Genomic DNA, 26,219 nt, shown 5'->3' on the forward strand with positions numbered 1-26,219 from the left:
GATTTGTGTATAAGAGACAGGTTAACTAGCGGGGCTTTCTGGTTTAAGGGGCTAAGCGCTTAGAAGCTTGACGTATCCTGGAATAAACCCACTTTCAGATCGGTTGCGGCATAGATTTCACGACCATCGACACTCACCACACCATCACCAATACCCATAAACAGCTTACGTTTAATCACCCGTTTCATATTGATGGTGTAAGTGACTTTTTTCGCAGTTGGCAGAATCTGACCGGTAAACTTCACTTCACCCACGCCAAGCGCGCGGCCTTTACCCGGACCACCTGACCAGCCTAAGAAGAATCCTACCAGCTGCCACATTGCATCTAAACCTAAGCAACCTGGCATCACCGGATCACCTTTAAAGTGACAGCCAAAGAACCATAAGTCCGGGGTGATGTCCAGTTCGGCAATGATTTGGCCTTTGCCATATAAACCACCTTCTTCAGAAATATGGATAATGCGGTCCATCATCAGCATATTGTCAGTAGGTAACTGGCTGTTGCCCGGGCCAAAGAGTTCGCCGTTGCCACAAGCGATTAAATCTTCTTTTGTAAAGCTATTCTTAGTCATGTATGTTTAGTCCAATATTAAAGCTGCGTCAGCTTAGCGAACAGCTGTACGCCAGACAAGTCCGATTTGTACAACTTTACCAATTTTATCGCAGATAACTGGCGAAGGTGGCAACAAATTTCCGTATAGTTAAGCTGACATCAGCATCTGGTGTGAGGTCATACCGGTACCGGAGTGCTGTGGATAAGTTGAGGGTGCTATGAGTGATGAGAAGGTCAGCGCGCTGAGTAATGCTGAGAAACAGCGGCGCTATCGCGAACGGCAAAAAGGTTCGGGTAAAAAAGAGCTGCGCGGCTATTTAACGCCGGAAGCCTTGCAGTGCTATCAGGAAATTGCGGAAAAAACCCAGTGGAACGATAGTACCTTATTAAGCAATGCCATTCGTTTAATGTATGCCGCTCATAAATTAGGCCAAATTGGCATTTTGAATAGCTGGCTAAACGAGCATAAACGTTAAGCCGGTGAATTATGCTGCAGCGGTGACGCTGCAGCCACTTCGCGTTATAATAGCTGCCGTTTAATAACACGCTTTGCGTGGTAGCTTCTTTTGCCAAGTCAGGAACCCAGCATGATTTTATTTGTCCGCGATCTTACCGTTATCGACTTTTCTTACCTGCATCGCCAGCGCGGTATGCTGGGAGAGAGCTATATTGTCGATGTCGAGCTGCATGGCGCGCTGGACGATACGGCTATGGTGTTCGATTTTGGCAAGGTCAAGAAAGTCATTAAGCAGGCGATAGACCGTCTGGTCGATCATAAATTAGCTGTAGCAGCGGATTGTCCGGCTTTTAGTCAACAAGTCTGCGATGACCTGAGCATTGTTCGCTATCAGAGTGAGCGCGGCCTGATCCAGTTAGCGTGTCCGGCTCAAGCCTTTGCGGTGATCCCTGGTGCAGAAATCAACGAAGCCACTGTAACGGCATTTTTGCAGCAACAGATCAAGCCATTATTGCCGGCTAATGTCGAACAGCTGGTTCTGACTCTGCGGCCGGAAGCGATCAGCGGTTTCTATTATCATTACAGCCATGGTCTGAAAAAGCACGATGGCAACTGTCAGCGGATTGCCCATGGCCATCGTTCGACCATTCAAATTTATGAAAACAATATGCTGGCGCCAAAACTAAACAAATTATGGGCCGAGCGCTGGCAGGATATTTATCTGGGGACACAAAGCGATCTCGTTGTGCCACAGCAATTACAGCATTTAACGCCAGCAGTGACCGACTACAGTTTCCGTTATCAGGCATCGCAGGGCTGGTTTGAGCTTTGTATGCCGCAAGCGCATTGCGAAATTGTGCCCTGTGATACCACAGTCGAGTGTCTGGCCGATTTTATTGCGGATACGCTAAAAGCGCAGAATATCAAGCAGACATATAAGGTGGTTGCTTATGAAGGTGTGGGGAAAGGCGCTGTTGCTGTGCGCCCTTAATGGGGTGCTGCCGGCGCAGCTCAGTGCTGTTGAAGTGATACTGGACGGGCACTTGACTCAGGGTAGCCTGATCCGTGGCACCGTTCCGGCAGGGGCCAAAGTGTGGTTTAACGATAAACCACTGGCCGTCAGTGCACAGGGACATGTGGTATTTGGCATTGGCCGTGATGCCACACTAAATCATCAGCTAACCGTTGAGCATCATGGTGAACAGCGGCAGATCCCACTTAGCTTTAGCGCGCGGCAATACGATATTCAACGGATTACCGGCGTTGAGCAAAAATATGTTGAACCACCGCAAGAGGTCAGGGCCCGCATCGCCCGCGACAATAAACGTGTACGAGAGGTGCGGCAAACCTTTACCGACAAAACCCTGTTTTTAAGTGCGCCACTTCAGCCGTCAGAAGGGCGGATTAGCGGGGTATATGGCAGTCAGCGGGTTTTTAACGGTCAGCCACGTAATCCGCATTTTGGTTTGGATATTGCAGCGCCGGTTGGCGCACCGGTGCTGGCTCCTTGGGATGGCAAGGTGCTAATGGCTGAAGATCTATATTTCTCTGGTTTAACCTTGATTATTGACCATGGCATGGGTGTGACATCCACCTTTATGCATTTGCATCGCTTTCATGCCACGGTTGGCGATACGGTTAAAGCCGGTACAATAGTCGCTGAAGTTGGTGCCACCGGCCGAGTGACAGGACCGCATCTGGACTGGCGCATTAACTGGTTTCAGGAGCGGCTGGATCCACAATTGTTGCTGCCAGCGTCAGATCGGCCTGAACCCAGACGTATTCCGTTAAATTAAACCTCTATCACACACAGATAAGGCGCCCATCTTAGAATGTCTTAGTGATATTAATGCTAACGTCGGCAACTGCCGGCGTTATCGTTTAGCGTAAAAATATCGAATCGGTTAGGTGTTGGTTGATAATGGCGCTAACCAGCGCTGTAATTTAGCGTCATCAGCGATGCTTAGCATCGCAACCTGCGCTTTGCCGGCTTGCAAGGTGAGCGGCAGCGTCAGTAACCGGTCTTTACGAAATATCGTCAGTGGTTGTTCCGAGCCATAAGGCAAACGCTTTAACAACTGTGGCAGGCTTTTGTCGGTAATTTTATAACCGGCTATAGCGAGCAGTTGGTCGCCAGCCATCAAACCTGCCTGATGTCCTGCTGAGTCAAGATAAAGCTGCTGTATTGTGACCAGGCCGTTTTGCGTTTTCAGGCTACAACCGAGAGTTGCTGGCGCGTTTTGCTGCTGTGTGCCATGAGTGTCATCAAAGTGCTGAGGGCTACGCCAGTTGAGATTTAAGCCAAGTTTGGCAAAGCTGTCGGCCAGTGGCAAAGGCTGTGCCCGGTAAACCCAGTCTTCAACCTGCGCGGCCAGCGCTTTAAAACCCGCTGCACTGAGCGAGTCGAAGAAACTGCGATCTTCAGTACCCGTTGCCAGATAATGCTGATAGAAATCACGACAGAAGCGACTCAGGTCCTTATTGTTGGCTTGCAGCTCGGCCTCTACTGCCAGCGCAACCAGAGCGCCTTTAGCGTAATAGCTGACAATACTATTCGGGGCATTTTCATCCTGCAGGTAATACTTGGTCCAGGCGTTAAAACTACTATCACTCAGGCTCTGCCGGCTATCAGAAGGGTTTCGCGTAACCCGCGTAACCAGTTGTTCCAAGGCGGTCAAATAGGCTTGCTGGCTAATGCGGCCACTTTTAATCAGGGCTAAATCGTCAAAATACGAGGTAAAACCTTCGTAGAGCCACAGCTGCGGCGTATATTGTTCCTGCGAGAGCTGATAAGCATGAAACGGGGCCGGCTTTAGGCGCTTCACCCACCAGGTATGAAAATACTCATGGCTGATTAAGCCAAGTAACGTCTGGTAGGCGTCATCGGGGGCCGTCATTTGTCTGGCGGGTAAATCATGGCGGCTGCATAGCAGCAGTGTGCTGTCTTTATGTTCGAGACCGCCATAACCGTGTTCGGTGATCCAGAGTAAAAACCAGTAATGGTGTAAATCGTCCGGTAAACCACCAAAAACTGCCCGCTGTGCCTGGCACAGTTGTTCGGTATCGGCCAGCAACCGTTCGCTGTCATAGTGATTCTGGCTGCTCACCACCAGATAGTGTGGCACGCCATCGACCGCAAATTGCTGTACTGTGAATAAACCGACCAGCAATGGGCTATCAATCAGTTGTTGATAGTCCGTGGCCTGATAAACACCAAAATCCAGCAGTGCTGTGCCCTCAGCACGGGGTAACGCGGTCGCAACCCGCCAGTTTTCGGTTACGTGAAACTCTGGGCGTAGTAGTTCAAATTGCTGCGGATAATGGGTTTGCTCGCTAACCGCCAGGCACGAGCACGCCGGATTAAGGATCGCCGTTTCATCATCGAGATAAGCCGCGCGTACCGATAAATCATTGGCGTAAATCAGATAACTGACCGTAACTTCCTGTTGTCGACAGGCCAGATTCCAACGTTGTTTGTCCAGTTGCTGCAGAGCGAGTTCGCCGCTTGTATCGCGGGCGCTAATTTGCATTATGTGTCGCGCGAAGTTGCGAATCATGTAACTGCCCGGGATCCAGGCCGGTAAACTGAGTTCATGCTGGCTGGCGCTTGGTATAAAACGTAACTCCACCCTCAGCTGATGGGCACTGATATCGCTGATTTGCACCTGATAACGGACGCTGTTCATACTACCTCTTTGCTGTGTTCGCTGATGTTTACCGTCTGCTCTGCCAAAATGACGTTTTATTCCGGCTAACGGAGCAACTGCCGGTTAAATAACCGGAAAATACACCGGCAGTTCTGCAGTAGGTTACGGCTTACCGTATAATAGCATTTTTATTTTACCGGCAGGTTTTGTTATGGCAAATGAAGCGCTTATCCAAAAAAGAATCGAATACGCGGTTACGCGTGTCACTAAAACGGTGTTTCCCGGCCGTACCAACCATCACAATACCCTGTTTGGTGGCGAAGCCTTAGCCTGGATGGATGAAGCTGCATTTATCGCGGCCACCCGCTTTTGTCGCAAGCCACTGGTAACCGTTTGTTCAGATCGGGTCGATTTTAAAGAGTCAATCCCGGCCGGTACTATTCTGGAGCTGGTGGCAAGGGTCGCGCATGTTGGCCGTACCAGTATCAAGGTACAGGTCGATATCTTTGTGGAGCATATGTACAACGACGACCAGCATAAAGCTATTTCCGGTAGTTTTACCTTTGTTGCCCTGGATGAAAATCGCAAACCAACACCGGTATTAGGGGATCTATGAATCGCAATAAGGTTCTCTTGTGTAACTGGCCAGACCTTGCTATGTTGCTGCTGTTAATTTGTGCCGTCAGGTAAATTGTCTCTAAGCCCCGTGAAGAAGAGGTTGCTATGAAAACTGCCGAGCAATGGTTTAGCGAGTATGCGGTAAGCCATCAACATCCGACTAATAAACTGATCCACTGGTTTGCCGTGCCTGTCATTTATATCACGGTGCTGGGCTTGTTGTGGCAAATTCCTATGCCCTTTGCCGGCCTCGCTGAGCAGGGCATTAATTGGGCTTTATTGCTGGTGCTGCCAGCGCTGGTATTTTACTTTTTACTGTCTTTTAGTATTGGCCTCGGTATGACGATTTTTACTGCGGCGGCAGTTACGCTGTTGCGGGCCCTGGAGCAGCAAAGTGTGCTCCAGATCTGGCAGTGGTCATTATTGGTCTTTGTGGTGATGTGGGTATTCCAGTTTGTTGGTCACAAAATAGAAGGTAAAAAGCCGTCTTTTTTTCAGGATCTGGCATTTTTGCTGATTGGCCCGGCCTGGTTACTCGGCTTTATCTTAAAGCGCCTGCATATTCGTTATTGATATCATTACCCGGTTTTGCCAGCACACGAGCTTGCGATTAATGTCTGGCTAAACACGGCAGGTGGTAGCGGTTTTTGCGCGGTGCCGCTTTATAATAACAAGATGATTTTGGAAGACTCGGCATAAATTTGAATAAGCTGTTTGAAGATCGTAACCGACAGTTCTGGATCCTGCATACGCTTGGTTGGCTGGGTTTTGCCATTGTCAATTATCTAAGCTCACTGGTACTCGATACCCGTGATGCTTATCTTATTGTAATCAGCCTGGACGCCTATGTCGGCTGGTTGCTGACCATTCCGCTGCGTTACTTCTATCGCCATATCTGGGCCTGGGAGCCGTGGAAAATGATTTTGACCGTGCTGGTCGTCGCTTTGTTAATAGCGATGTTCTGGACGGTGATCCGTAATTTCAATTACTGGGAAATCTATCGTCATGGTTACCGGCCAAGCGATTGGTTGCTTTACATCAAAGACACGCCAGCGGCCTTTTATGTGATGCTTAGCTGGAGCGGCTTGTATTTCGGCATCAAGTATTATCAAACCTTGCAGGCCGAAAAGCAGAAATCCTTGACGGCGATGAACAAGGCGCATGAAGCTCAGCTGAAAATGTTACGTTATCAGTTAAATCCACATTTTTTGTTTAATACCCTAAACGCGATTTCTACTCTGGTGCTGATTAATGATAATGATACTGCCAATAAAATGGTAAGCCGGTTAAGCGATTTTTTACGCTATTCTTTATACAAAGATCCGATCAACAAGGTGCCACTGGAGCAGGAAATTTATGCTGCCAGGCTCTATCTGGAGATTGAGAAAGTTCGGTTTTCAGAGCGCTTGTCGATAGTGATTGATGTTGAACCCGGTACTGAAAAGGCGCTGGTACCCAGTCTGATTTTGCAACCTCTGATTGAGAACGCGATTAAATATGCCGTTGCACGTGAAGTAAACGGTGGTGAAATTGCGATAACCACCCGCAAGTTTGGCCATGATTTGTTGCTCGAAGTCGCAGATAACGGTCCGGGTTTACCCGAGATTGTCGATAGTAGCAAAACCGCTGATAATAAGGGCAGTGGCGTCGGGCTGGTAAATACCCGAGAGCGGTTGGCTGCATTGTATGACAATGATTTTGCCCTGGTGCTAACCCAAAATCAGCCGCGCGGCGTAAAGGTAAATATTAGAATTCCATTACAATTAGAACAAACGGAAACCAAAGATGCTTAAAGTCATAGTGGTAGATGATGAACCGCTGGCGCGTAAAGGGATGTTGGTCCGCCTGGCAGCTTTTCCTGAGCTGCAGGTGGTTGCAGAGTGTGCTAACGGGCCGGATGCGATAGCGGCCATTCAGGCGCAAACCCCCGATCTCGTGTTCTTAGATGTTGAAATGCCCGGTATGGATGGCTTTGCAGTGTTAAAAGCGTTGCAGGAACGGCATATCCGCTTACCCTATGTGGTGTTTGTTACCGCTTATGACCACTACGCTTTCAACGCTTTTGAAGTGCAGGCGGTCGATTATGTGTTAAAGCCTGTGGAGCCAGAGCGCTTAAAAGCTGCGGTCGAAAAAGTTCTGACCTTTCACAATGCGGCCGATAGCCAAAAACGCACTGATAAACTTGCGGCGGCGGTAGCCCGTTTAACTGGCGATCAGCCGGATACGATTTTAGAGCGGCTGGATAACGCTGAGCCGGTGGTCAGTGATCGTTACCCGGAAGCGATTAGCATTAAAGATAGCGGGGAAATCACCCGGGTACAGGTACAGGACATCGACTGGGTTGATGCTGCAGGTGACTATATGTGTATTCATACCCGGGATGGTCAGACTCATATCCTGCGCCGGACGATGAAAGAACTGGAGTCGGAATTAGATCCGCGCTTATTTGTGCGGGTACATCGCTCCGCTATTGTTAACGTCAACACCATCGCTAAACTGCAAATGTTGACTAACGGCGAGCATCAGCTGGTGCTGACCAATGGTCAGGCGGTTAAGGTGAGCCGCAGCTATAAAGATAGGGTGAAACAGGTATTTAGCCACTAAGTTTTGGCCAGCTGCCAATCAAGGCTTGCTTAACAAAAAGGTGCGAATTCGCACCTTTTTTTGTGCTGAATTTTAAACTGACAACAATTAACTACTGCCAACTTGTTGCTGCCAGCGCACGAGGAAGGGGTCAATCGCTTTTTTGCGGTCACCGGTTTTACTAAGCGGGTAGAGCACAGCTTCACCATTCACTTCGCCGGCCATTTGCAGATGGGCGCCTTGTAATAGTTGTTCTACGGCAAAGGCCCCTAATTTAGTTCCCAGAATGCGATCGGCACCAACAGGGCTGCCTCCGCGCTGAATATGCCCCAGAATACAGGCACGGCATTCAATACCGATGGCCTTGCTTAATTCATCCGCCAGTGCGGTGGTTCCGCCCGGATAACTGTTTTCGGCCACGACGATAATATAGCTGCTCTTGCCCAGTAGCAGCTGGGCGTGCTGAATTGGGGTGATCACCGATCGTAAATCACCAGGTTGTAACCGGCCAAACTCCGGACAAATAATCTGTTCAGCGCCAGCGGCAATACCGGCTGAGAGCGCAATATAACCACTATGGCGGCCCATCAATTCTACTAAGAAAATCCGCTCAAAGGCGTCAGCGGTATCGCGAATTTTATCAATGGCATCCAGTGCCGTATCAATGGCAGTTGCATAGCCAATGGTATTGTCGGTACCGTCAACATCGTTGTCGATGGTACCCGGGACGCCAATAATCTGGCCGTCATAATGTTTGGCAATTTCTAATGCGCCACGAAAGCTGCCGTCACCACCAATTACGATCAGCGCATCGATATCCAATTGATGCAAGGTTGCGGCAGCTTGCGCCGGACCCTCCGGTGTTTGTAGTGCAGGGCAACGGGCGCTTTTTAGAATGGTACCGCCACGCTGAATAATATTTTGCACGTGATGGCCGAGCAGCGTTTTATATTCCGACTCCAGCAGGCCGTTATAGCCATGTTTGAAGCCTATTACTTCGATATTACAGGCCGCCGCGGTGAGCTGTACTGCACGGATTGTGGCATTCATGCCAGGAGCATCACCGCCAGAGGTAAGAACCCCGATACGTCTGATCCGATCCATTCTCTATCTCTCCAGTTAACTGTTACCCACGAACACTGCAGAGCAGTATAAACATTAATCTCTACTTTAGTTTGATTTGTCGCAATAATGCGAAAAGCACGGGACAGAACCTGCGCTATCGGCGACAATACGCTAACTAACGCAACGTTAGTGTTTTTTTGGAATCAAGTCTGATGCATCAAATTACCGGTAAAACCCTGGTTGGCTTTTTATTGGCGCTAACCACGGCTGTGTTATGGGGCGTGCTGCCGATAGCGTTAAAAATCCTGTTAGAAGTCGTCACCGCCAATACCATTACGGCAATCCGTTTTCTGGCGGCAGCGGTGATGGTGGGCTTATGGCTGGGGCTACGTGGTAAATTGCCCGCGTTAGGCGTATTAAAACAGCCAAAGCTGGCGTTGCTGCTGGCCATTTGTATCGTTGGCTTACTACTGAACTATATTTTATACCTGACAGGCCTCGATCGTTTAACGGCCGAAACCGCGCAGACGGTGATTCAGTTAGCGCCATTTTTAATGATGCTGGGCGGGATCTGGATATTTAAAGAGCGCTTATTGTTGTGGCAGAAAATCGGCGCCTGGACGCTAGTCGCTGGTTTGTTGCTATTTTTTAACGAGCGTTTGCTCACGTTACTGATGCAAGCCAGTACCGAAACCTTTGGCGTCCTGCTGGTTATCGCCGCTGCGATTACCTGGGCTGCTTACGCACTGGCGCAAAAACAGCTACTGGTAAACTACAGCTCGAAGCAGATTATGTATCTGATTTATTTTGCCGGCGCGCTGGCATTTTTACCGGTATCGGATCTCACCCCACTAATCGACTTTAGTGTCTTACAGTGGGGATTATTGGTTTTCTGTTGTTTAAATACTGTCGTCGCTTATGGTGCCTTCGCCGAAGCATTGCATCACTGGGAAGCGTCTAAAGTCAGTGCCGTGCTGGCTATTACCCCCTTAATCACCATTGGCAGTGCTAAGTTGCTGGCGTGGATCTGGCCGGAACTGGTGCAGGCGCAACTATTAAATGGCTGGTCGTTGTTTGGTGCTTGTCTGGTCGTCGCCGGCTCCGCTTTAACAGCGTTAGCGCCGCAATTTGTGCAATACCGCGCTGCACGTAAAGTGCGCAAGTTGCAGCGTGATGTGCTGTAACTAAAAGCTACTTAGTTAAAAATAAAAAGGCCCCGCAAAGCGGGGCCGGTGCTTTTAGGGCGTGTTGACGTTTGCTGCTTGTTTTTGCAGCTGTTTGGCTGGTGTTTATACAAGGCAGAGCTTGTGATGTGTAGTTATTCTACATGAATAAGCGATAACGCAGTAGAAACGCCAGCCAAACGCTGCCCGAAGGGTTCGCGCTGGCGGCGCTTTGCTCTTTGTCACTCGTCACTTATTTAGAATAACTAAACTGCGCTCCTCGTTTCGCGATCAAAGCGCCGCCAGTGTGAACAAAATCTAAGCAGCAAACGTCAACACGCCCTAGGCAAGAGGTTATTTAACTGTAACGATCTTGCAGGTATTAGAGGCGCCTACGGTTTCCATTACATCACCGTGCGTGATAATGACCAGATCACCGCTTTTTAAGCCAGCTTTATTTCGGATTACTTCGATGGCTTTGTCGGCCAGTTCGGCTGCGGTCACTTCGGTACTGTCAAAAAATGCCGGATAAACCCCACGGTATAACGCCATCTTGTTCAGAGTACGGGTATGACGTGACAGCGCATAAATTGGCTGAGGTGACGTAATACGCGACATCAGCTTGGCGGTATAACCTGACTCAGTCAGCGTAATAATGGCTTTGATGCCTTCCAGATGATTGGCGGCATACATTGCCGACAGCGCAATAGTTTCGCTCACTTCTGAAAACGACAGGTTCATCCGGTGCTTGGAAGTTTGTACTGACGGATGCTTTTCAGCACCGTTACATACCCGAACCATGGCTTTAACCGTTTCTATCGGATATTTACCGGCAGCGGTTTCAGCTGACAGCATCACGCCATCGGTACCATCTAATACTGCGTTGGCAACATCCATCACCTCAGCGCGGGTTGGCATTGGATTTTCGATCATGCTCTCCATCATCTGGGTAGCGGTGATCACAATCCGATTCAGCTGGCGTGAGCGGGCAATAATGCGCTTTTGCTGACCCACCAGTTCAGCATCGCCGATTTCCACACCCAGATCGCCGCGGGCGACCATCACTGCGTCTGAGGCTTTAATAATGTCATCCAGTGTCGCATCATCGGCAACGGCTTCAGCACGTTCAACTTTGGCCATAATACGGGCTTCGGAACCCGCTGCTACCGCCAGTTCACGGGCATAGCGTAAATCGTCGCCGCTACGCGGGAAAGATACCGCCAGGTAATCCACATCGATTTCAGCGGCGGTAATAATGTCACGCTTATCTTTTTCGGTCAGGGCGGGTGCTGTCAGGCCGCCACCCTGGCGGTTAATGCCTTTATTATTACTCAGTTTGCCGCCAACTACGACGGTAGTTGTCACTCGTTCGCCCGCAACGGCGGTTACCTGCAGTTGAATACGACCATCATCCAGCAGCAGCAAATCGCCGGCTTTAACATCCTGTGGTAGCTGTTTGTAATCGATCCCGACCTGAGTCTCATCGCCTTCACCTTTCGGCAAGCTGGCATCGAGTACAAAATCTTGTCCTTCTTCCAGCATAACGGCATTGTTTCTGAAGGTTGAAACCCTGATCTTCGGACCTTGCAAATCACCTAAGATAGCGACATGAGCACCGACTTTCTCGGCAGCTGCGCGTACCATCTGCGCCCGGGCTTTGTGGTCATCGGCTGAGCCGTGAGAAAAATTAAGCCGGAACACAGTGGCGCCGGCTTGGATAAGTTTTTCGATAACAGCCTGGCTGTTGGTCGCTGGCCCCAGGGTGGCAACGATCTTGGTTCTTCTTAACATTAGAAACTCCCGCTGATGACGCACTTGGCATAGTGTGCCGTAGTCTAATGTAATTTTATTACAGAATACAGGTTAAATCTGAATATAAATTACACGTCTGAGCAGTAACACGCTTTAAAGTGACATATCTTTTTTATCAAAGCGTGAGCCACGCAGACTGTCTTTAACTTTTTTCAGGTTCTCTCTAAACTTGCTGCCACGTCTTAAGGTAAAACCCGTTGCCAGGATATCAATCAGTACCAGCTGTGCGACCCGCGATGCCATTGGCATATAAAGATCGGTATCTTCAGGTACATCCAACGACAGCACTAACGAGCACTCACGCGCCAGGGGGCTTTCATAAGCAGTAATACCGATGACGGTGGCATCATTTTCTTTTGCAATAGCGGCAATTTCACACAGATTTTTAGTGCGACCGGTATGACTGATACAGACTACGACATCACCTTCAGTGCTGTTTATTGCTGACATCCGCTGCATCACGATGTCGTCAAAGCAGACTACCGGCACATTAAAACGGAAGAATTTATTCTGTGCATCGTGAGCGACCGACGCCGAGGCCCCCAAGCCAAAGAAGGAGATTTTTTTTGCCTGTGTCAGCACATCAACTGCTTTATTAATGGTGCTGATATCGACCCGCTGACGTGCCGTATCCAGCGCTGCCATTGTTGATTCAAAGATCTTAGCGGTGTAGGCTTCAGGGCCATCTTCCTCTTCAACATGTCGGTTTACATAAGGGGTGCCATTCGCCAGGCTTTGTGCCAGGTGTAATTTAAAATCCGGAAATCCTTTCGTATCCAGGCGGCGGCAGAAACGATTGACGGTCGGTTCACTCACATCGGCCATCTTGGCCAGCGCCGCAATACTACTGTGGATCGTCACCTGCGGATTCGCCAGAATGACATCGGCAACTTTGCGCTCAGACTTGCTAAAGTTGTTGACAATGCTTACGATTTTTTCCAGTACATTCATTCGTGGTTACCTGCGCTTGTCCGTCCCCGTGCTAGGAGGGCTATGCTATAGTGCGTTTTTATCGGCGTATTATGACGACGCCTTGTTAGCTGAGTTGTCTGCTTTCACTCTGGCGGACAAAACGGTATTAAATTTACCACAATTTATCCGGAATGCGATCAAGGCTACATTATAATAATCCATTCACGCTTAACAGCCAGTATTTTGTAATTTAATTACATTATTTGGCGTTTACAACCGCTTTTCAGTCCGCTAGACTGGGTCAAGTGTTGTAAAATTACATCTTCTTTATAGGCTGAGTTATGACAACCACCCCAAACCAGGCATGTGATTTAATTTTATTCGGTACCAAAGGCGATCTCGCCCGCCGTAAGTTACTGCCAGCCTTATATCAGTTAGAAAAAGCCGGGTTACTGTGTGAACAGTCGCAAATCATCGGTGTTGCCCGGGATGAATTGGACCGCAGCAGTTATGTTGAGCTGGTTAAAACCAATCTGGTACGTTTCCTAAAGAAGGAAGCCTTAGACGATAAGGTATGGCAGGCATTAGCCGCCAAACTGCATTATGTGCAGCTGGATATGACCAAGATTAGCGATTACCAGAAACTGGCGGCGGTTACTGAGCCGAGTAAAAGAATCACTGTCAGCTATTTTGCTACCCCGCCTGCGCTTTTTGGTGATTTATGCCGCGGCCTGGCTGAAGCCGGCTTAGCAGCCGAGCCATCACGGGTCGTGCTGGAAAAGCCGATTGGTCACGATCTGGCATCGTCTAAAGTCATTAATGACCAGGTTGCTGAATACTTTAAAGAATCTCAGATTTACCGTATTGACCATTACCTGGGTAAAGAAACGGTGTTAAACCTGTTAGCACTGCGTTTTGCCAACGCCATTTTTGCTTCGAATTGGGATCATAATGCCATCGACCATGTGCAAATTACCGTGGCGGAAGAGGTTGGGGTAGAGGGCCGTTGGAGCTACTACGATGATGCAGGTCAGATGCGCGATATGGTGCAAAACCACTTGCTGCAGGTGTTATCGCTGATTGCAATGGAGCCCCCGGCACGACTGGACGCTGATAGCATTCGGGATGAAAAGCTCAAAGTATTAAAAGCACTGCGTAAAATCGATCAGAGCAACGTGCAGGAAAAAACCGTGCGTGGCCAATACAGCGCCGGCTTTGTTGCAGGTCAGGCGGCGCCTGGTTATTTAGAGGAAGAGGGCGCAAGGCCCAACAGTAAAACCGAAACCTTTGTTGCGATTAAAGTGGATATCGATAACTGGCGCTGGGCCGGTGTACCTTTCTACCTGCGTACCGGCAAGCGGATGCCGAAAAAGCACAGTGAAGTGGTGATTTGTTTTAAACCACAGCCGCACAATATTTTTCGCGACACCTACCGCGATCTGCCCGCCAACAAGTTGATTATCCGCTTGCAGCCGGATGAGGGGGTCGAAATTCAAATGATGAACAAAATCCCGGGTCTGGGCGAACATATGCGACTGCAGCAGAGCAAGCTAGACTTAAGTTTTGACGAAACCTTTAAGTCGCAACGCATCGCTGATGCTTATGAGCGTCTGTTGTTAGAGGCGATGTTGGGAAATCAATATTTGTTCGTGCGCCGCGACGAAGTTGAGCAAGCCTGGAAGTGGGTTGACAGCATTCTGCAAGCCTGGAAAGACAGTAATGAACCGCCAAAAGCCTATCAGGCTGGTAGCTGGGGGCCGGTAGCCGCCATTTCAATGATGGCGCGCGATGAACGTAACTGGGATGAGTAAGATGCAACTACAACAGTTTGTGAACAGCGATGCGTTAAACGACGCCTTTGCTGCTCAGCTAGTCACCATCTTAGAACAGGCAATTGCTGAGCGCGGCGCTGCTTATCTGGTGGTATCGGGTGGCCGCACACCGCAGGTGTTATTTGCCAAATTGGCGGACACCCCCCTGGCTTGGGAAAAAGTAACAGTGTTATTGGCAGATGATCGCTATTTACCGCCGGATGCTGAGCATAGCAACGAGCGTTTAGTACGTAATACCTTGTTGCAACGCCATGCTGCCAGCGCCCGTTTTATCAGTTTATATGCCTCTGCCAATGATGCTTATGCCGCGGTGCCAGTTATTGCCAATCGGCTGTCTGCGTTGCCGACCTTTGATGCGGTGATCCTCGGCATGGGTGAAGATGGCCATACCGCTTCTTTATTTCCGTGTTGCGCAGAGTTAGCGGCCGGCATGGCGGATAATGCCCCTGTGGTATTGGCCACCAGCCCGACCACAGCGCCTTATCAGCGGATCACCCTGAGTAAAGCGCGATTGTTGCAAAGTCGTCAGCTATTTTTGCATCTGGTGGGCAGCAATAAACTCGCTGTACTGGAGCAGGCGCAAGCTGGTACGGATCAATTAGTAATGCCAATTCGGGCTTTTTTACAACAAACTGCCGTGCCAATGGCAGTGATGTACTCGCCAAGTTAGAGGTTAACCATGAACCCAGTTATTCAGCGCGTCACCGACCGCATTATTGCCCGTAGCAGCAAAAGCCGGGCTATTTACCTGGACCGGCTTGAAGAAGCCCGTCGCAAGGGGCCTCATCGCGGGGCGCTCAGTTGTGGTAACCTGGCGCATGGCTTTGCCGCTTGTAATGCCTCCGAAAAAAGCGATCTGCGTAGTCTGACCAAAGCCAATATCGCTATTATCTCGTCTTACAACGATATGCTGTCAGCACATCAGCCCTACCAGTTCTACCCGGAGATCATTAAAAAAGCGGTGGCCGAAGTGGGGAGCGTGGCACAGTTTGCCGGTGGTGTCGCCGCCATGTGTGATGGTGTGACCCAGGGCCAGCCGGGGATGGAACTTAGCCTAATCAGCCGCGATAATATCGCGATGGCGGCAGCTATTGGCTTATCCCACAATATGTTTGATGGCGGCCTGATGCTTGGGATCTGTGACAAGATAGTGCCGGGTTTATTGTTAGCTGCGCTCAGTTTTGGTTATTTGCCCTTTGTGTTTGTGCCCGCTGGTCCAATGCCGTCTGGTATTCCGAACAAAGAAAAAGCCCGGGTTCGCCAGCTGTTTGCCGAAGGCAAGGTCGGTAAAGAAGAGCTGCTGGAAGCCGAAGCAAAATCCTACCATGCTGCCGGTACCTGTACTTTCTATGGTACCGCCAACTCTAACCAGTTAGTGGTTGAGGTGATGGGCCTGCACTTACCTGGCTCGTCTTTTATCAACCCTTACACGCCGCTGCGTGATGAGCTCACCCGCGCAGCCGCCCGCCAGGTGACCCGCCTGACCGATCTGGGTACTGATTACCTGCCAATTGGTAAGTTGGTTGATGCTAAGGTGGTGGTTAATGGCATAGTGGGCTTGTTGGCAACCGGTGGTTCTACCAACCATACCATGCATTTAATTGCCGTGGCCCGCGCGGCAGGCTTTATTGTGAATTGGGATGATTTTGCGGAGTTATCACAAGCTACACCGCTACTGGCAAAAATTTACCCGAACGGTCAGGCCGATATTAACCACTTTCAACATGCCGGTGGCGTGCCTTTCCTGATCCGGACGCTATTAGACGCAGGCCTGTTACATGAAGATGTGCAAACGGTAGCCGGATTTGGCTTACGTCGTTACACCCAACAGCCGCTGCTGGAAAATGGTGAGTTGCGCTGGGTGGATGCACCGCTGCAGTCTCAGGATCCTGACGTCTTAACCACCGTTGATAAGCCCTTTAAAGCTACCGGTGGTTTACAGGTGTTATCCGGCAATATCGGTCGCGCGGTACTGAAAACGTCAGCACTACGGCCTGGCACCGAAGTGGTTAAGGCGCCAGCAGTGGTCTTTCATAGTCAGCATGAATTGGAAGCCGCTTTTAAAGCCGGTGAACTGAATAAGGATTGTGTGGTGGTGGTACGGTTCCAGGGCCCCAAAGCCTGCGGTATGCCCGAGCTGCATAAGTTAACGCCACCACTTGGTGTGTTACAGGATAAAGGGTTTAAAGTGGCTCTGGTTACGGATGGCCGGATGTCGGGTGCCTCAGGTAAGGTACCGGCGGCGATCCATGTTACACCTGAAGCCTTGGATGGTGGCAATATTGCCCGTATTCAAACCGGTGATCTGCTGCTGGTTGATGGCGAAACCGGCAAACTGGAAGTATTGGTTGATGCCGCTGAGTTTGCAGCTCGGACCCCGGCCACAGCGGATCTGAGCCATAACCTGTACGGTATGGGCCGCGAGATGTTTGGTGCCATGCGTCTGCAGTTAACCGGTGCCGAGCAGGGCGCTTGCAGCTTATTTGTCACGGAGGAGCATCTGCATGGCTGAACGCCAATTCGCGATTGTCGCTGATATCGGCGGCACTAATGCCCGCTTTAGCAGGGTGGCACTGGATACGCTGGCACTGGATCAGGTGGCGGTTTATCCGTGCGCCGACTTCCCAACTCTGGCTGCGGCGTTACAACATTATCAGCAGCAACTGGGCTTAACCGCGATTAAAGACGTCGCCATTGCTATTGCCTGTCCGGTGAACGGCGATAACGTGAAAATGACCAATTTCCATTGGCAATTTTCGATCAATGCTATGCAAGCTGAGCTGCAGTTAAACACCTTATTGGTGATGAACGACTTCACTGCAGTAGCGATGTGTTTACCGGCGCTCGCAGAAGATCAGAAAATCCAGATTGGCGGCGGTCAGGCGCAGGCCGGCAAACCCATGGCAGTTTTAGGTGCCGGTACCGGTTTAGGCGTCGCGCATTTACTCCCGGTCGACGGTAAGTTTTTACCTTTACCAGGTGAGGGCGGTCATGTGGACTGGGCAGCGCAAACTGAGCAGGAATGGTTTATTCAGCGTCAGCTCGCTGCACAATATGGTCATGTATCGCCAGAGCGACTGCTATCAGGTCCCGGACTTGAAGCCATTTATCAGGCACTGGCGGTTTTTCAGAAACTCGAGGTAGCACCTCTTACTGCCGGTGAGATTGGTCAGCAGGCATTATCTGGCCAATCGCAACTTGCGAAAGATGCAGTAGCGCAGTTTTACGCCAGTTTAGGCGCGGTAGCCGGCGATTTGGCGCTGACACTCAGCACCTTCGGTGGAGTTTATGTCGCGGGTGGCATAGTACCCAAGTTACTGCCGTTGCTCGGTAGCAGTGAGTTTCGCGCCCGCTTTGAAGCCAAAGGCCGGTTCGCGGGCTTTAATCAACAGATCCCAACTTTTATCGTCACCGCTGAGCAGCCGGGTTTACTGGGCGCAGCCGTCTATTTAAAACAAACATTGGCAGGTTAAGTTATGGCATTTACGAATTGGCAGTTACAACCGTCAGTGTTGTTTGCAATGGGCCCGGTGGTACCGGTTATTGTGATTAAAGATTTAGCCGACGCCGTACCAATGGCGAAAGCTTTACTAGCGGGTGGCATCAAAGTATTAGAAGTGACATTGCGCACGCCAGTAGCGCTGGAAGCCATTAAGCTTTTAGCCGAGCAGGTACCAGAGGCCGTAGTTGGCGCTGGTACCGTGACTAATCCGGAACAACTGGCACAAGTCGCAGCCGCCGGCGCCAAGTTTGCGATCAGTCCGGGCTTAACCCGCGAATTACTGCAAGCCGGCAAAGAGGCCAGCATTCCGCTGATCCCCGGTATCGCCAGTATCTCTGAGCTGATGGAAGGCACAGGTTTGGGTTATACCCATTTTAAATTCTTCCCGGCGGAAGCCGCCGGTGGTGTAAAAACGTTAAAATCGATTTATGGTCCCTTTGCTGATATCCGGTTTTGCCCAACGGGTGGCATTAACGAGCAGAACTTCCGTGAATATCTGGCCCTGCCAAATGTCAGTTGTGTCGGCGGCTCCTGGATCGTACCTGACAGCGCGGTAGCCGCTAAGGACTGGGCAAAGATCACTGAGCTTACCGCCAAGGCAGTCGCTGAAGCGCTCTAATGTAATACAGTTTAACCAGCAACGGGCCTTTTCTGGCCCGTTGTGTTTTGCTGGCGCACTAACTTTGAGTTTTTCCGCATAACAGCGTATGATACGCCCCTTTTTTCCGGCAGCAACAATAGGTTCCCGCAGTGATTTCTACCAATAATGTAACCATGCAGTTTGGCGCTAAGCCGCTGTTTGAAAATATCTCCATTAAGTTTGGTGACGGTAATCGTTATGGCTTAATTGGCGCCAATGGCTGCGGTAAGTCAACCTTTATGAAAATTCTGAGCGGTGAACTGGAGCCTACTGCTGGTAATGTCTTTGTTGAGCCGAATTACCGTGTTGCTAAACTGCATCAGGATCAGTTCGCCTTTGAACAGTACTCAGTGATTGATACCGTGATTATGGGCCACGCTGAACTGTGGGCGGTAAAAGCCGAGCGGGATCGGATCTATGCGGATCCGGAGATGTCAGAAGAAGACGGTATGCGCGTCGCCGATCTGGAGGTGGCTTTTGGTGAGATGGATGGCTATTCCGCCGAATCTCGCGCCGGTGAACTGCTTTTGGGCGTAGGTATTCCAATTGAACAACACTATGGCTTAATGTCTGCGGTGGCGCCGGGTTTTAAACTGCGGGTATTGCTGGCGCAGGTGCTGTTTGCTGATCCGGATATTATGTTGCTGGACGAACCGACCAACAACCTGGACATCAATACGATTCGCTGGCTGGAAAACGTGTTAGCCGAGCGTAACTCGACCATGGTGATTATTTCGCACGACCGGCATTTTTTAAACAGCGTCTGTACCCATATGGCTGATCTGGACTTTGGTGAGTTGCGGGTTTATCCGGGTAACTACGATGAGTATATGACAGCGGCGACGCAGGCGCGGGAGCGTTTACTAGCCGATAACGCCAAGAAGAAAGCACAAATTGCCGAGTTGCAGACCTTCGTTAGCCGTTTCTCGGCCAACGCTTCTAAAGCCCGTCAGGCTACCAGCCGTGCTAAGCAAATCGAAAAAATTAAATTGGAAGAAGTTAAAGCCTCCAGCCGGGTTAACCCCTTTATCCGCTTTGAACAGCAAAAGGGCCTCTATCGTCTGGCTTTAGAAGTTGAAGGGCTGACCAAAGGCTTCACCGAGCACAAGCTGTTTAAAAACCTGAAGCTGACCGTTGAGGTGGGTGAAAAAGTGGCGATCCTCGGTACCAACGGTATTGGTAAATCAACCTTACTTAAATGTCTGGTTGGGGATCTGACACCAGAAAGCGGCACCGTAAAATGGTCAGAAAATGCGAATATTGGCTACTATGCGCAGGATCATGCGCATGAATTTGCTGAAGATATGACCTTATTTGACTGGATGAGTCAGTGGAAGCAACCTTCGGATGATGAACAGGCGATCCGTGGCATTTTAGGCCGCTTATTATTCTCACAGGATGAGATTAAAAAGTCCGTTAAGGTGTTGTCGGGTGGTGAGCAGGGCCGGATGTTATTTGGCAAGCTGATGTTGCAGCGACCAAATATTCTGATCATGGATGAGCCAACCAACCACCTGGATATGGAATCGATTGAGTCGCTAAACCTGGCGCTGGAGCACTACAAGGGTACCTTGTTGTTTGTTAGCCATGACCGCGAATTTGTGTCATCGCTGGCCAGCCGGATCATTGAAATTACCGATCAGGAAATTCGCGATTTCGCAGGTAGTTACGACGAATATCTGGCGCGGCAGTTGGCACTGCAAGCCTGATATTTGCAGCCTATTTATTTGTTAGACCACAACCCCGGATCTGAACCGGGGTTGTTTTTTTATTTTTAGGCCCCAGATCAAGGAATAAGTGAAAAGGTTAATTCAGAAACTCAGGTATCTATGCTACTGTTTTTTATACCTGAATATATAACGGGAGTGTCTAATGAAGATTAATATTGGTATTGATGAAGAACAGCGTAAAGCCATTGCTCACGGTTTATCGGTCTTACTTGCTGACACTTACACCTTGTATTTAAAAACCCACAACTACCACTGGAACGTAACAGGCCCAATGTTTCAAACTTTACACACTTTGTTTGAAACCCAATATACCGAGCTGGCAGTTGCGGTAGATGATATTGCCGAGCGGATCCGTGCTTTAGGTGAGTTTGCCCCTGGCTCTTATAAAGAATACGCCAAACTGACCAACCTGAAAGAAGCCGATGGTATTCCATCTGCGGAAGAGATGATTAAAGACTTAGTCAAAGGGCAGGAAGCGATTGCCAAAACCGCCCGTTCTATCGTACCGGTAGCCGATGGCGCTTCAGATGAAGTGACCTTGGATCTACTGACTCAGCGTATGACAGTTCATGAGAAAAATGCCTGGATGTTGCGTAGCCTGGTCGCTTAATCACTTTATTGCATAGATAACAGGGAGCTTTGGCTCCCTGTTTTACATGTACTTTTCCGGGGTTATGTCGCTGCTTTACTAAAAAGCACTAAGAATTTTTAGCAAAACCTTGTAAAATCCCCGAGTCAAGCAACACTTAACGTAACGCCTGTGTAGTGAAGGCGTCCAGACTCAAACCGGAGAGGCTAAAATGAATGCGTTACAGTACGCGCAGAATGTTGTAGAGCTGTTTTCATTACCCGACAGCTATTTCCGGGTGCGGGAATTGATGGAATCTGACACGGCTAATCTGGATGATATCGCCGAAGTCATTCTGCTCGATCCGGTATTAACCTCCAAACTGCTGAAACTTGCCAATTCTGCAATTTACCGTTTACCGTACCAAGTTGACTCTGTTAGTAAGGCATTATTAGTTCTGGGCAAAAATCAGGTCTATAACCTGATACTCAGTATTGGTATCAGCTCTGCCTGTAGCCAGGTCAATACCAATGCTATCGATTTGGATCGGTTTTGGGAGCAGAGTGTCAACGCGGCTTTAATTGCCCGTTATCTGGCTGCGCATCTTGGCCTCAAACATGCTGATCGCGCTTATGTCTCGGGTTTGTTACATAACGTTGGCGAGTTAGTTGTGGCACAACAAAAGCCGGAGTTGGCGCGTGACTGCCAGCAATATACAACTGAAATTAAACCCTGGCAGCAACAGGAAAAAGTTTTAGGCTTTAGTTACGCTGCCTGTGGTGCTGAGTTGTTGAATTTATGGCAATTACCCGATGCTATTGTTGAGCCGGTTGCCTTACAACATAACTGCCAATATACCACCCGCTCGAATGAGGAGCTGGTAGTTAATCTGGCGGTAAGACTGGCCCTGGCGAATCAACATCCCGAACTTTATAATATTAAAAAGCTTGTCGACCCGTTTTTACTGGAGTTGTTGCAGCTTACTCAGGCGGATCTGTTGAAGTCTATTGATTTTTGTAATACCGAGGGCTTATTTGTGCTATCGGTTCTTAATCCACGGATCAGCACTATATATTAAAATCTTCTATCTAGCCGGCCAACAGGCCGGCTGTCTTCTGTTAATACGGATTTCATCATGTCAGCTATTATAAATAAGAAACGGCCTCTTTATACCGGTTATGCCGGTTCAGCCTTATTGGAAACACCATTGCTTAATAAAGGCAGCGCTTTTACAGCAGAAGAACGCGCAGCCTTTAACCTGACCGGTTTATTACCGCCACGCTATGAGACCATTGAAGAACAGGTAAGCCGCTGTTATCAGCAATACCGCAGCTTCGACGACGCCATTAATAAGCATATTTATTTACGTGCCATTCAGGATAACAACGAAACCTTGTTCTACCGCTTGGTGCAACAGCATTTAGAAGAAATGTTGCCGATTATCTACACCCCGACAGTGGGTGATGCCTGTGAACAATTTTCTGATATTTATCGCAGTGCCCGCGGCCTGTTTATTAGCTATCAGGATCGCTATAACCTGGACGATGTGCTGCGCAACGCCACTAAAGCCAAAGTAAAGGTTATCGTGGTGACAGATGGTGAGCGGGTATTAGGGTTAGGCGATCAGGGTATTGGTGGTATGGGTATTTCCATCGGTAAATTGTCGCTCTATACGGCCTGTGGTGGTATCAGCCCAGCTTATACCTTACCTGTCATGCTCGATGTGGGTACTAACAATAAAAAGCTGTTAGACGATCCTATGTATATGGGGCTGCGCCAACCGCGGGTTGCTCAGGATGAGTACAATGAGTTTATCGAGCTGTTTATCGCCGCTGTGCAACGGCGTTGGCCTGAAGCGATTATTCAGTTTGAAGACTTTGCTCAGCCTAACGCGATGCCGATCCTGCAACGGTATCGTGATCAGGTACGCTGTTTTAATGATGATATTCAAGGTACGGCTGCAGTAACCGTTGGTACTTTACTGGCCGCCTGTCGCAGTAAAGGGGTGCCGTTACATCAACAGAAAGTGGTGTTTGTTGGCGCGGGTTCGGCCGGCTGTGGTATTGCAGAGGCCATTATCAGTCAAATGGTTGCCGAAGGCATTGCAGAGTCACAGGCGCGTAGCCAAATTTATATGGTGGATCGTTTTGGGTTGCTGACTGAAGGTATGCCTGATCTACGGGATTTCCAACAAGCTTTACAACAATCTGCGGCGGCAATTGCTGGCTGGAACTTCAGTGGTGACTATCCAAGCCTATTAGATGTTATGTATTGCGCCCAGCCAACGGTGTTAATTGGTGTTTCTGGCCAGGCGGGCTTATTTACTGAGCAGATTATCCGGGCTATGAAAAAGGGCTGTGAATTACCGATTATTTTTCCATTAAGTAATCCATCACGACAAGTCGAAGCCACGCCAGAACAGGTAATTGAATGGACCGACGGACAGGTGATTATTGCAACAGGTAGCCCGTTCAAACCGGTTCATTACCAGGGACGTGACTATTTGATTACACAGTGTAATAACAGCTATATTTTCCCCGGGATTGGCTTGGGTGTTATTGCGGCTAAGGCAAGGTTAATTTCTGACGAGATGCTGCGTTCTGCCAGTGAAACGCTGGCTGCGAATTCGCCACTGGCTAATACTGGTAAAGGTGGCCTGTTACCACCTTTTACCGAGCTGGCCGCACTGAGTAAGAAAATTGCTTTTGCGGTTGCCAGGGTTGCTATGCAGCAAGGCTTAGCGCTGGAATTGGACGATAATGCTCTGCAACAGAGAATTGAAGATAATTTCTGGCGCCCGGAATACCGGCAATACCGTAGAACCAGTAATTGATCACGATACGGCGTAGCAGCTTAGTCTGCTTGCCTGATCGTCGTTAACAGTGTGTGTAATTGCTGCTGCTCAAGTGTCTGTTGCTGCAATAACTCCGCGACCAGATTCACGGCGGTCAACACCAATAACTGGTCACGATTAGCGAGTGGCGATTGTGCAGCTGCGGTTGTCAGTCGCTGTTCGAGCTCGGTTTTGATTTGTTCAAGTGTCAGCTTACTATTTGTTGTCGCTTTCAGGCGGTAGTGACGTCCGGCAATCTGCAGCATAAAATTCGGCTCACTCATCCGTTGTTAGGTGCAAGTTCCGCTAATAATTGCCGGACCTGCTGTTCGACCTGTATTTGTTGCTCTTCCTTTTCCATCAGCTCCAGTTGAACCAACTCGTGCTGTTCTTTAAGCGTTGTCAATTCCTGTTGTAACCTTTGATTCTTAACTAGTAGTTGTTTAACCGCAGTTTGTAACTCTTCAAATAACGTTGTGGTAGTCATCATAGCTCCGACCCAGTGTGAAAAGGCGCTACACTAATCAAAGGCCCGCCAGATTGCCAGTAAAACAAGCCATTAGGCGGCTGAATGTTGGTTATCTCGGCAATTTGCCGTGATAGCCACTTTGTTGATCTAAATCAGGTAGCAGTGGTAGCAATCATTTATATTAGGCCAGCTTAATAAACAGGGGGCGATATGCTTAAAACAGTTAGTGTCGAGAGTGAAATGGGTGAGGGGTTTGCGATAACAACACAACTTGGTGATCACCAAATATTTATTGATCAGCCTGTTAATGCCAAAGGCAGTGGCTTGGGGCCAACACCCTTGCAGATGTTGCTGTTTGCTGTGGGTGGCTGTATTGCAACCATTGCGCGTATTGCTGCGTTTCAACAGAAAATCGTGCTGCGAGGAATGAAAATTAAGGTTGACGGCGATTACAACCCGGAGGCACTAATGGGTAAGCCAACTGCTGACCGCGCGGGGTTTCAGCAAATTCGTATCAGTGCAGAAATAGACGCCGATCTGAATGCTGAGCAGAAACAACGCTTTTTAGATGAAGTTTGCGCCCGTTGTCCGTTGCACGATAATTTGCTGAATGGCACAGTGGTGAACCATCAACTGGCATAAGTTAAGCTGGCAATAACCGCGCAACCACGGCCTTGATCTTTCCCCTGATACAAGGCCTGATCTGCCAGTTTAACCCATTGCTCCAGTGAGTCTGTGCTGGTTGCCAGCGCTGCGATACCAAAGGTTGCACTGATACATAATGGCTTGTCCTGATATGTAAAGGGTTGCTGCTGCAGTGTGGTTAATAAGTCTTCGCAGAATTTTTTCGCGCCAGTGGCATCACAATCGCTTAGCGCCAGAATAAACTCCTCGCCGCCCCAACGCCCACAGAGATCACTTTCGCGCAGCCGTTGTTGCAGTAACGCCGCAAAGTGTTGTAAGGCCAAATCACCGGCAGCATGCCCGTACTGGTCATTGAAGCGTTTGAAGTGATCCAGATCGATTAACACTATGCTGAGCGGAATAGTTTGTCGACAGGCTTGCGAGCGTAAAAGGTTAAAGCGCTCACCAAAACCTGATCGGTTTAATAATCCGGTCAGGCTATCGTGTTCAGCGCGTTGCTTCAGTTGTTGAGTCAGCGTTTCTAACGCCTGGGTACGCTCAGTAACCAATAATGCTAATTTTGCGTTTCGCCGTTTCAGGCTTAATTCACGCCAATAGATGATGGCACTGATGCTAAGCAGTAATAGCAAAATACCTATAATCCACAACAGCGGAGACTGCCACCAGGGGGCGGCGACCTGAATATTGATGCGTAGAGGTGAAGCAGAAGTTATCCCCTGACTATTTTGGCCTTCAACTTCCAGCTGATACTGACCGGCGGGTAAATTAACGTAGCGTAATTCTCTGTTACGACTGGCACTGCTCCAGGCGGAGGATAGCCCTAATAAACGGTAACGGATAGTGTTTTTTTCTGGTTCCCGATAGTCCAATACCGAAAAACCCAGTACTAACTCTCGGTAATCCGCCGCCAAATTAATCTCTGAAACCTCACCTGAATATTGGATAGTGTAATTAGCGCCATCAATCAGTACCTTACTCAGTTTGACGTTAGGAACGGATAGTCGCTCCGTATCAGGATCAAACTTGCTGACGACGGTACCATTAGCTGTCCCCAGATAGAGGGTACCATCTGCCGCGACGCTATGTGCATTGCGTTGCAGTGTGAGATCCGGTAGGCCATCGTTGGTGCCATAACTTATAAACCGCTGTATCTGTTGATCAAAGCGAGCCGGCTGAGGGATCCCCACAAA

26 protein-coding genes are annotated in these 26,219 nt (G+C 49.3%); 18 read left to right on the forward strand and 8 right to left on the reverse strand.

The features are described from left to right. Positions 1–59: 59 nt before the first annotated feature. Entirely contained in the window at positions 60–572 is a 513-nt protein-coding gene (gene fabA / locus AAY72_RS14675; protein ID WP_008983487.1) for a bifunctional 3-hydroxydecanoyl-ACP dehydratase/trans-2-decenoyl-ACP isomerase, read from the reverse strand. A 199-nt stretch (positions 573–771) separates the two neighbouring features. Here fabA and AAY72_RS14680 point away from each other — a divergent pair, with 199 nt between their 5' ends. The 3 genes from AAY72_RS14680 to AAY72_RS14690 all read left to right on the forward strand — a co-directional run bounded on the left by AAY72_RS14680 (position 772) and on the right by AAY72_RS14690 (position 2,806). Beyond that, positions 772–1,029 carry a hypothetical protein gene (locus AAY72_RS14680; RefSeq protein ID WP_008983488.1) on the forward strand — a complete coding sequence of 86 codons (258 nt, stop codon included), beginning with the start codon at positions 772–774 and terminating at the stop codon, positions 1,027–1,029. 111 nt (positions 1,030–1,140) lie between these two features. Next, positions 1,141–2,001, forward strand: a complete 861-nt coding sequence (locus tag AAY72_RS14685) for a 6-carboxytetrahydropterin synthase (RefSeq protein ID WP_057788522.1) — start codon at positions 1,141–1,143, stop codon at positions 1,999–2,001. Continuing rightward, positions 1,961–2,806 (forward strand): M23 family metallopeptidase, encoded by an 846-nt coding sequence (locus tag AAY72_RS14690; protein ID WP_057788525.1) that lies wholly within the window; start codon positions 1,961–1,963, stop codon positions 2,804–2,806. The genes AAY72_RS14685 and AAY72_RS14690 overlap by 41 nt, the downstream gene beginning before the upstream one ends. A 108-nt stretch (positions 2,807–2,914) precedes the next feature. Here AAY72_RS14690 and AAY72_RS14695 read toward each other — a convergent pair whose 3' ends face one another. Further along, positions 2,915–4,696: a M61 family metallopeptidase gene (locus tag AAY72_RS14695; RefSeq protein ID WP_057788527.1), complete on the reverse strand. Its 1,782-nt coding sequence runs from the start codon at positions 4,694–4,696 to the stop codon at positions 2,915–2,917. Between the two features lie 172 nt (positions 4,697–4,868). Between AAY72_RS14695 and AAY72_RS14700 the strand changes: the two genes are divergently transcribed. The 4 genes from AAY72_RS14700 (at position 4,869) to AAY72_RS14715 (ending at position 7,879) form a co-directional block, all read left to right on the forward strand. After that, positions 4,869–5,273, forward strand: coding sequence for an acyl-CoA thioesterase (locus AAY72_RS14700; protein WP_008983492.1), 405 nt, complete (start codon positions 4,869–4,871; stop codon positions 5,271–5,273). Positions 5,274–5,380: 107 nt separating this feature from the next. Then, on the forward strand, positions 5,381–5,848 hold the full coding sequence (locus AAY72_RS14705) for a DUF962 domain-containing protein (RefSeq protein WP_057788528.1): 468 nt from the start codon (positions 5,381–5,383) through the stop codon (positions 5,846–5,848). Positions 5,849–5,976: 128 nt separating this feature from the next. Then, the gene (locus AAY72_RS14710) at positions 5,977–7,068 is read left to right on the forward strand and encodes a sensor histidine kinase (RefSeq protein WP_008983494.1); all 1,092 of its coding nucleotides are present in this window, start codon (positions 5,977–5,979) and stop codon (positions 7,066–7,068) included. Next, positions 7,061–7,879: a LytTR family DNA-binding domain-containing protein gene (locus tag AAY72_RS14715; RefSeq protein WP_057788530.1), complete on the forward strand. Its 819-nt coding sequence runs from the start codon at positions 7,061–7,063 to the stop codon at positions 7,877–7,879. The genes AAY72_RS14710 and AAY72_RS14715 overlap by 8 nt, the downstream gene beginning before the upstream one ends. Positions 7,880–7,966: 87 nt before the next feature. Here the strand turns inward: AAY72_RS14715 and AAY72_RS14720 are convergent, their stop codons facing one another. After that, a complete protein-coding gene (locus AAY72_RS14720) occupies positions 7,967–8,962 on the reverse strand; it encodes an ATP-dependent 6-phosphofructokinase (protein ID WP_057788532.1) in 996 nt (331 codons plus the stop codon). Positions 8,963–9,135: 173 nt separating this feature from the next. On the opposite strand from AAY72_RS14720, the gene AAY72_RS14725 reads away from it, so the two are divergent. Beyond that, positions 9,136–10,107, forward strand: a complete 972-nt coding sequence (locus AAY72_RS14725; protein WP_008983497.1) for a DMT family transporter — start codon at positions 9,136–9,138, stop codon at positions 10,105–10,107. 333 nt (positions 10,108–10,440) lie between these two features. On the opposite strand, the gene pyk is transcribed toward AAY72_RS14725, so the two are convergent. Both pyk and AAY72_RS14735 read right to left on the reverse strand, forming a co-directional pair. Next, positions 10,441–11,877: a pyruvate kinase gene (gene pyk, locus AAY72_RS14730; protein WP_057788534.1), complete on the reverse strand. Its 1,437-nt coding sequence runs from the start codon at positions 11,875–11,877 to the stop codon at positions 10,441–10,443. Positions 11,878–11,991: 114 nt separating this feature from the next. After that, on the reverse strand, positions 11,992–12,849 hold the full coding sequence (locus AAY72_RS14735) for a MurR/RpiR family transcriptional regulator (RefSeq protein WP_057788535.1): 858 nt from the start codon (positions 12,847–12,849) through the stop codon (positions 11,992–11,994). Positions 12,850–13,151: 302 nt separating this feature from the next. On the opposite strand from AAY72_RS14735, the gene zwf reads away from it, so the two are divergent. The 9 genes from zwf to AAY72_RS14780 all read left to right on the forward strand — a co-directional run bounded on the left by zwf (position 13,152) and on the right by AAY72_RS14780 (position 23,915). Next, positions 13,152–14,621: a glucose-6-phosphate dehydrogenase gene (zwf, locus tag AAY72_RS14740; protein WP_057788537.1), complete on the forward strand. Its 1,470-nt coding sequence runs from the start codon at positions 13,152–13,154 to the stop codon at positions 14,619–14,621. Between the two features lies 1 nt (position 14,622). Further along, positions 14,623–15,312, forward strand: a complete 690-nt coding sequence (gene pgl, locus AAY72_RS14745) for a 6-phosphogluconolactonase (RefSeq protein ID WP_057788539.1) — start codon at positions 14,623–14,625, stop codon at positions 15,310–15,312. Positions 15,313–15,321: 9 nt separating this feature from the next. Beyond that, positions 15,322–17,154 (forward strand): phosphogluconate dehydratase, encoded by a 1,833-nt coding sequence (gene edd, locus AAY72_RS14750; protein ID WP_057788541.1) that lies wholly within the window; start codon positions 15,322–15,324, stop codon positions 17,152–17,154. Next, on the forward strand, positions 17,147–18,115 hold the full coding sequence (locus tag AAY72_RS14755; protein ID WP_008983503.1) for a glucokinase: 969 nt from the start codon (positions 17,147–17,149) through the stop codon (positions 18,113–18,115). Before edd ends, AAY72_RS14755 begins: the two co-directional genes overlap by 8 nt. 3 nt (positions 18,116–18,118) lie before the next feature. Beyond that, a complete protein-coding gene (locus tag AAY72_RS14760; protein ID WP_057788543.1) occupies positions 18,119–18,763 on the forward strand; it encodes a bifunctional 4-hydroxy-2-oxoglutarate aldolase/2-dehydro-3-deoxy-phosphogluconate aldolase in 645 nt (214 codons plus the stop codon). A gap of 131 nt (positions 18,764–18,894) precedes the next feature. Beyond that, complete coding sequence (locus AAY72_RS14765; protein ID WP_082629002.1) at positions 18,895–20,493, forward strand: ABC-F family ATPase; 1,599 nt, start codon at positions 18,895–18,897, stop codon at positions 20,491–20,493. A gap of 163 nt (positions 20,494–20,656) precedes the next feature. Continuing rightward, the gene (locus AAY72_RS14770) at positions 20,657–21,124 is read left to right on the forward strand and encodes a Dps family protein (RefSeq protein ID WP_057788547.1); all 468 of its coding nucleotides are present in this window, start codon (positions 20,657–20,659) and stop codon (positions 21,122–21,124) included. A gap of 190 nt (positions 21,125–21,314) precedes the next feature. Further along, on the forward strand, positions 21,315–22,160 hold the full coding sequence (locus AAY72_RS14775) for an HDOD domain-containing protein (protein ID WP_008983508.1): 846 nt from the start codon (positions 21,315–21,317) through the stop codon (positions 22,158–22,160). Positions 22,161–22,217: 57 nt separating this feature from the next. Beyond that, on the forward strand, positions 22,218–23,915 hold the full coding sequence (locus AAY72_RS14780) for an NAD-dependent malic enzyme (protein ID WP_057788550.1): 1,698 nt from the start codon (positions 22,218–22,220) through the stop codon (positions 23,913–23,915). Positions 23,916–23,935: 20 nt separating this feature from the next. Here the strand turns inward: AAY72_RS14780 and zapA are convergent, their stop codons facing one another. Beyond that, complete coding sequence (gene zapA / locus AAY72_RS14785; protein ID WP_057788552.1) at positions 23,936–24,199, reverse strand: cell division protein ZapA; 264 nt, start codon at positions 24,197–24,199, stop codon at positions 23,936–23,938. After that, positions 24,196–24,402 (reverse strand): hypothetical protein, encoded by a 207-nt coding sequence (locus AAY72_RS14790; protein WP_008983511.1) that lies wholly within the window; start codon positions 24,400–24,402, stop codon positions 24,196–24,198. Before AAY72_RS14790 ends, zapA begins: the two co-directional genes overlap by 4 nt. A 192-nt stretch (positions 24,403–24,594) precedes the next feature. On the opposite strand from AAY72_RS14790, the gene AAY72_RS14795 reads away from it, so the two are divergent. Further along, entirely contained in the window at positions 24,595–25,026 is a 432-nt protein-coding gene (locus tag AAY72_RS14795; protein WP_057788554.1) for an OsmC family protein, read from the forward strand. On the opposite strand, the gene AAY72_RS14800 is transcribed toward AAY72_RS14795, so the two are convergent. Beyond that, positions 25,014–26,219, reverse strand: a 1,206-nt coding sequence (locus AAY72_RS14800; RefSeq protein WP_156411345.1) for a GGDEF domain-containing protein, incomplete at its 5' end; no start/stop codon positions are given. The two genes, AAY72_RS14795 and AAY72_RS14800, sit on opposite strands and share 13 nt — an antisense overlap.

It is taken from the genome of Alishewanella sp. WH16-1 (assembly GCF_001441695.1).
Lineage (GTDB): Bacteria > Pseudomonadota > Gammaproteobacteria > Enterobacterales > Alteromonadaceae > Alishewanella > Alishewanella agri.

Bases quoted from the DNA above. Each gene is read 5' to 3' on its own strand.
- pyk (WP_057788534.1), bottom strand. From the start codon at position 11,877: ATGTTAAGAAGAACCAAGATCGTTGCCACCCTGGGGCCAGCGACCAAC.
- zwf (WP_057788537.1), top strand. From the start codon at position 13,152: ATGACAACCACCCCAAACCAGGCATGTGATTTAATTTTATTCGGTACC.
- pgl (WP_057788539.1), top strand. From the start codon at position 14,623: ATGCAACTACAACAGTTTGTGAACAGCGATGCGTTAAACGACGCCTTT.
- AAY72_RS14790 (WP_008983511.1), bottom strand. From the start codon at position 24,402: ATGACTACCACAACGTTATTTGAAGAGTTACAAACTGCGGTTAAACAA.
- zapA (WP_057788552.1), bottom strand. From the start codon at position 24,199: ATGAGTGAGCCGAATTTTATGCTGCAGATTGCCGGACGTCACTACCGC.
- AAY72_RS14780 (WP_057788550.1), top strand. From the start codon at position 22,218: ATGTCAGCTATTATAAATAAGAAACGGCCTCTTTATACCGGTTATGCC.
- AAY72_RS14700 (WP_008983492.1), top strand. From the start codon at position 4,869: ATGGCAAATGAAGCGCTTATCCAAAAAAGAATCGAATACGCGGTTACG.
- edd (WP_057788541.1), top strand. From the start codon at position 15,322: ATGAACCCAGTTATTCAGCGCGTCACCGACCGCATTATTGCCCGTAGC.
- AAY72_RS14775 (WP_008983508.1), top strand. From the start codon at position 21,315: ATGAATGCGTTACAGTACGCGCAGAATGTTGTAGAGCTGTTTTCATTA.
- AAY72_RS14795 (WP_057788554.1), top strand. From the start codon at position 24,595: ATGCTTAAAACAGTTAGTGTCGAGAGTGAAATGGGTGAGGGGTTTGCG.
- AAY72_RS14685 (WP_057788522.1), top strand. From the start codon at position 1,141: ATGATTTTATTTGTCCGCGATCTTACCGTTATCGACTTTTCTTACCTG.
- AAY72_RS14720 (WP_057788532.1), bottom strand. From the start codon at position 8,962: ATGGATCGGATCAGACGTATCGGGGTTCTTACCTCTGGCGGTGATGCT.
- AAY72_RS14680 (WP_008983488.1), top strand. From the start codon at position 772: ATGAGTGATGAGAAGGTCAGCGCGCTGAGTAATGCTGAGAAACAGCGG.
- AAY72_RS14695 (WP_057788527.1), bottom strand. From the start codon at position 4,696: ATGAACAGCGTCCGTTATCAGGTGCAAATCAGCGATATCAGTGCCCAT.
- AAY72_RS14715 (WP_057788530.1), top strand. From the start codon at position 7,061: ATGCTTAAAGTCATAGTGGTAGATGATGAACCGCTGGCGCGTAAAGGG.
- AAY72_RS14760 (WP_057788543.1), top strand. From the start codon at position 18,119: ATGGCATTTACGAATTGGCAGTTACAACCGTCAGTGTTGTTTGCAATG.
- fabA (WP_008983487.1), bottom strand. From the start codon at position 572: ATGACTAAGAATAGCTTTACAAAAGAAGATTTAATCGCTTGTGGCAAC.
- AAY72_RS14770 (WP_057788547.1), top strand. From the start codon at position 20,657: ATGAAGATTAATATTGGTATTGATGAAGAACAGCGTAAAGCCATTGCT.
- AAY72_RS14690 (WP_057788525.1), top strand. From the start codon at position 1,961: ATGAAGGTGTGGGGAAAGGCGCTGTTGCTGTGCGCCCTTAATGGGGTG.
- AAY72_RS14725 (WP_008983497.1), top strand. From the start codon at position 9,136: ATGCATCAAATTACCGGTAAAACCCTGGTTGGCTTTTTATTGGCGCTA.
- AAY72_RS14755 (WP_008983503.1), top strand. From the start codon at position 17,147: ATGGCTGAACGCCAATTCGCGATTGTCGCTGATATCGGCGGCACTAAT.
- AAY72_RS14705 (WP_057788528.1), top strand. From the start codon at position 5,381: ATGAAAACTGCCGAGCAATGGTTTAGCGAGTATGCGGTAAGCCATCAA.
- AAY72_RS14735 (WP_057788535.1), bottom strand. From the start codon at position 12,849: ATGAATGTACTGGAAAAAATCGTAAGCATTGTCAACAACTTTAGCAAG.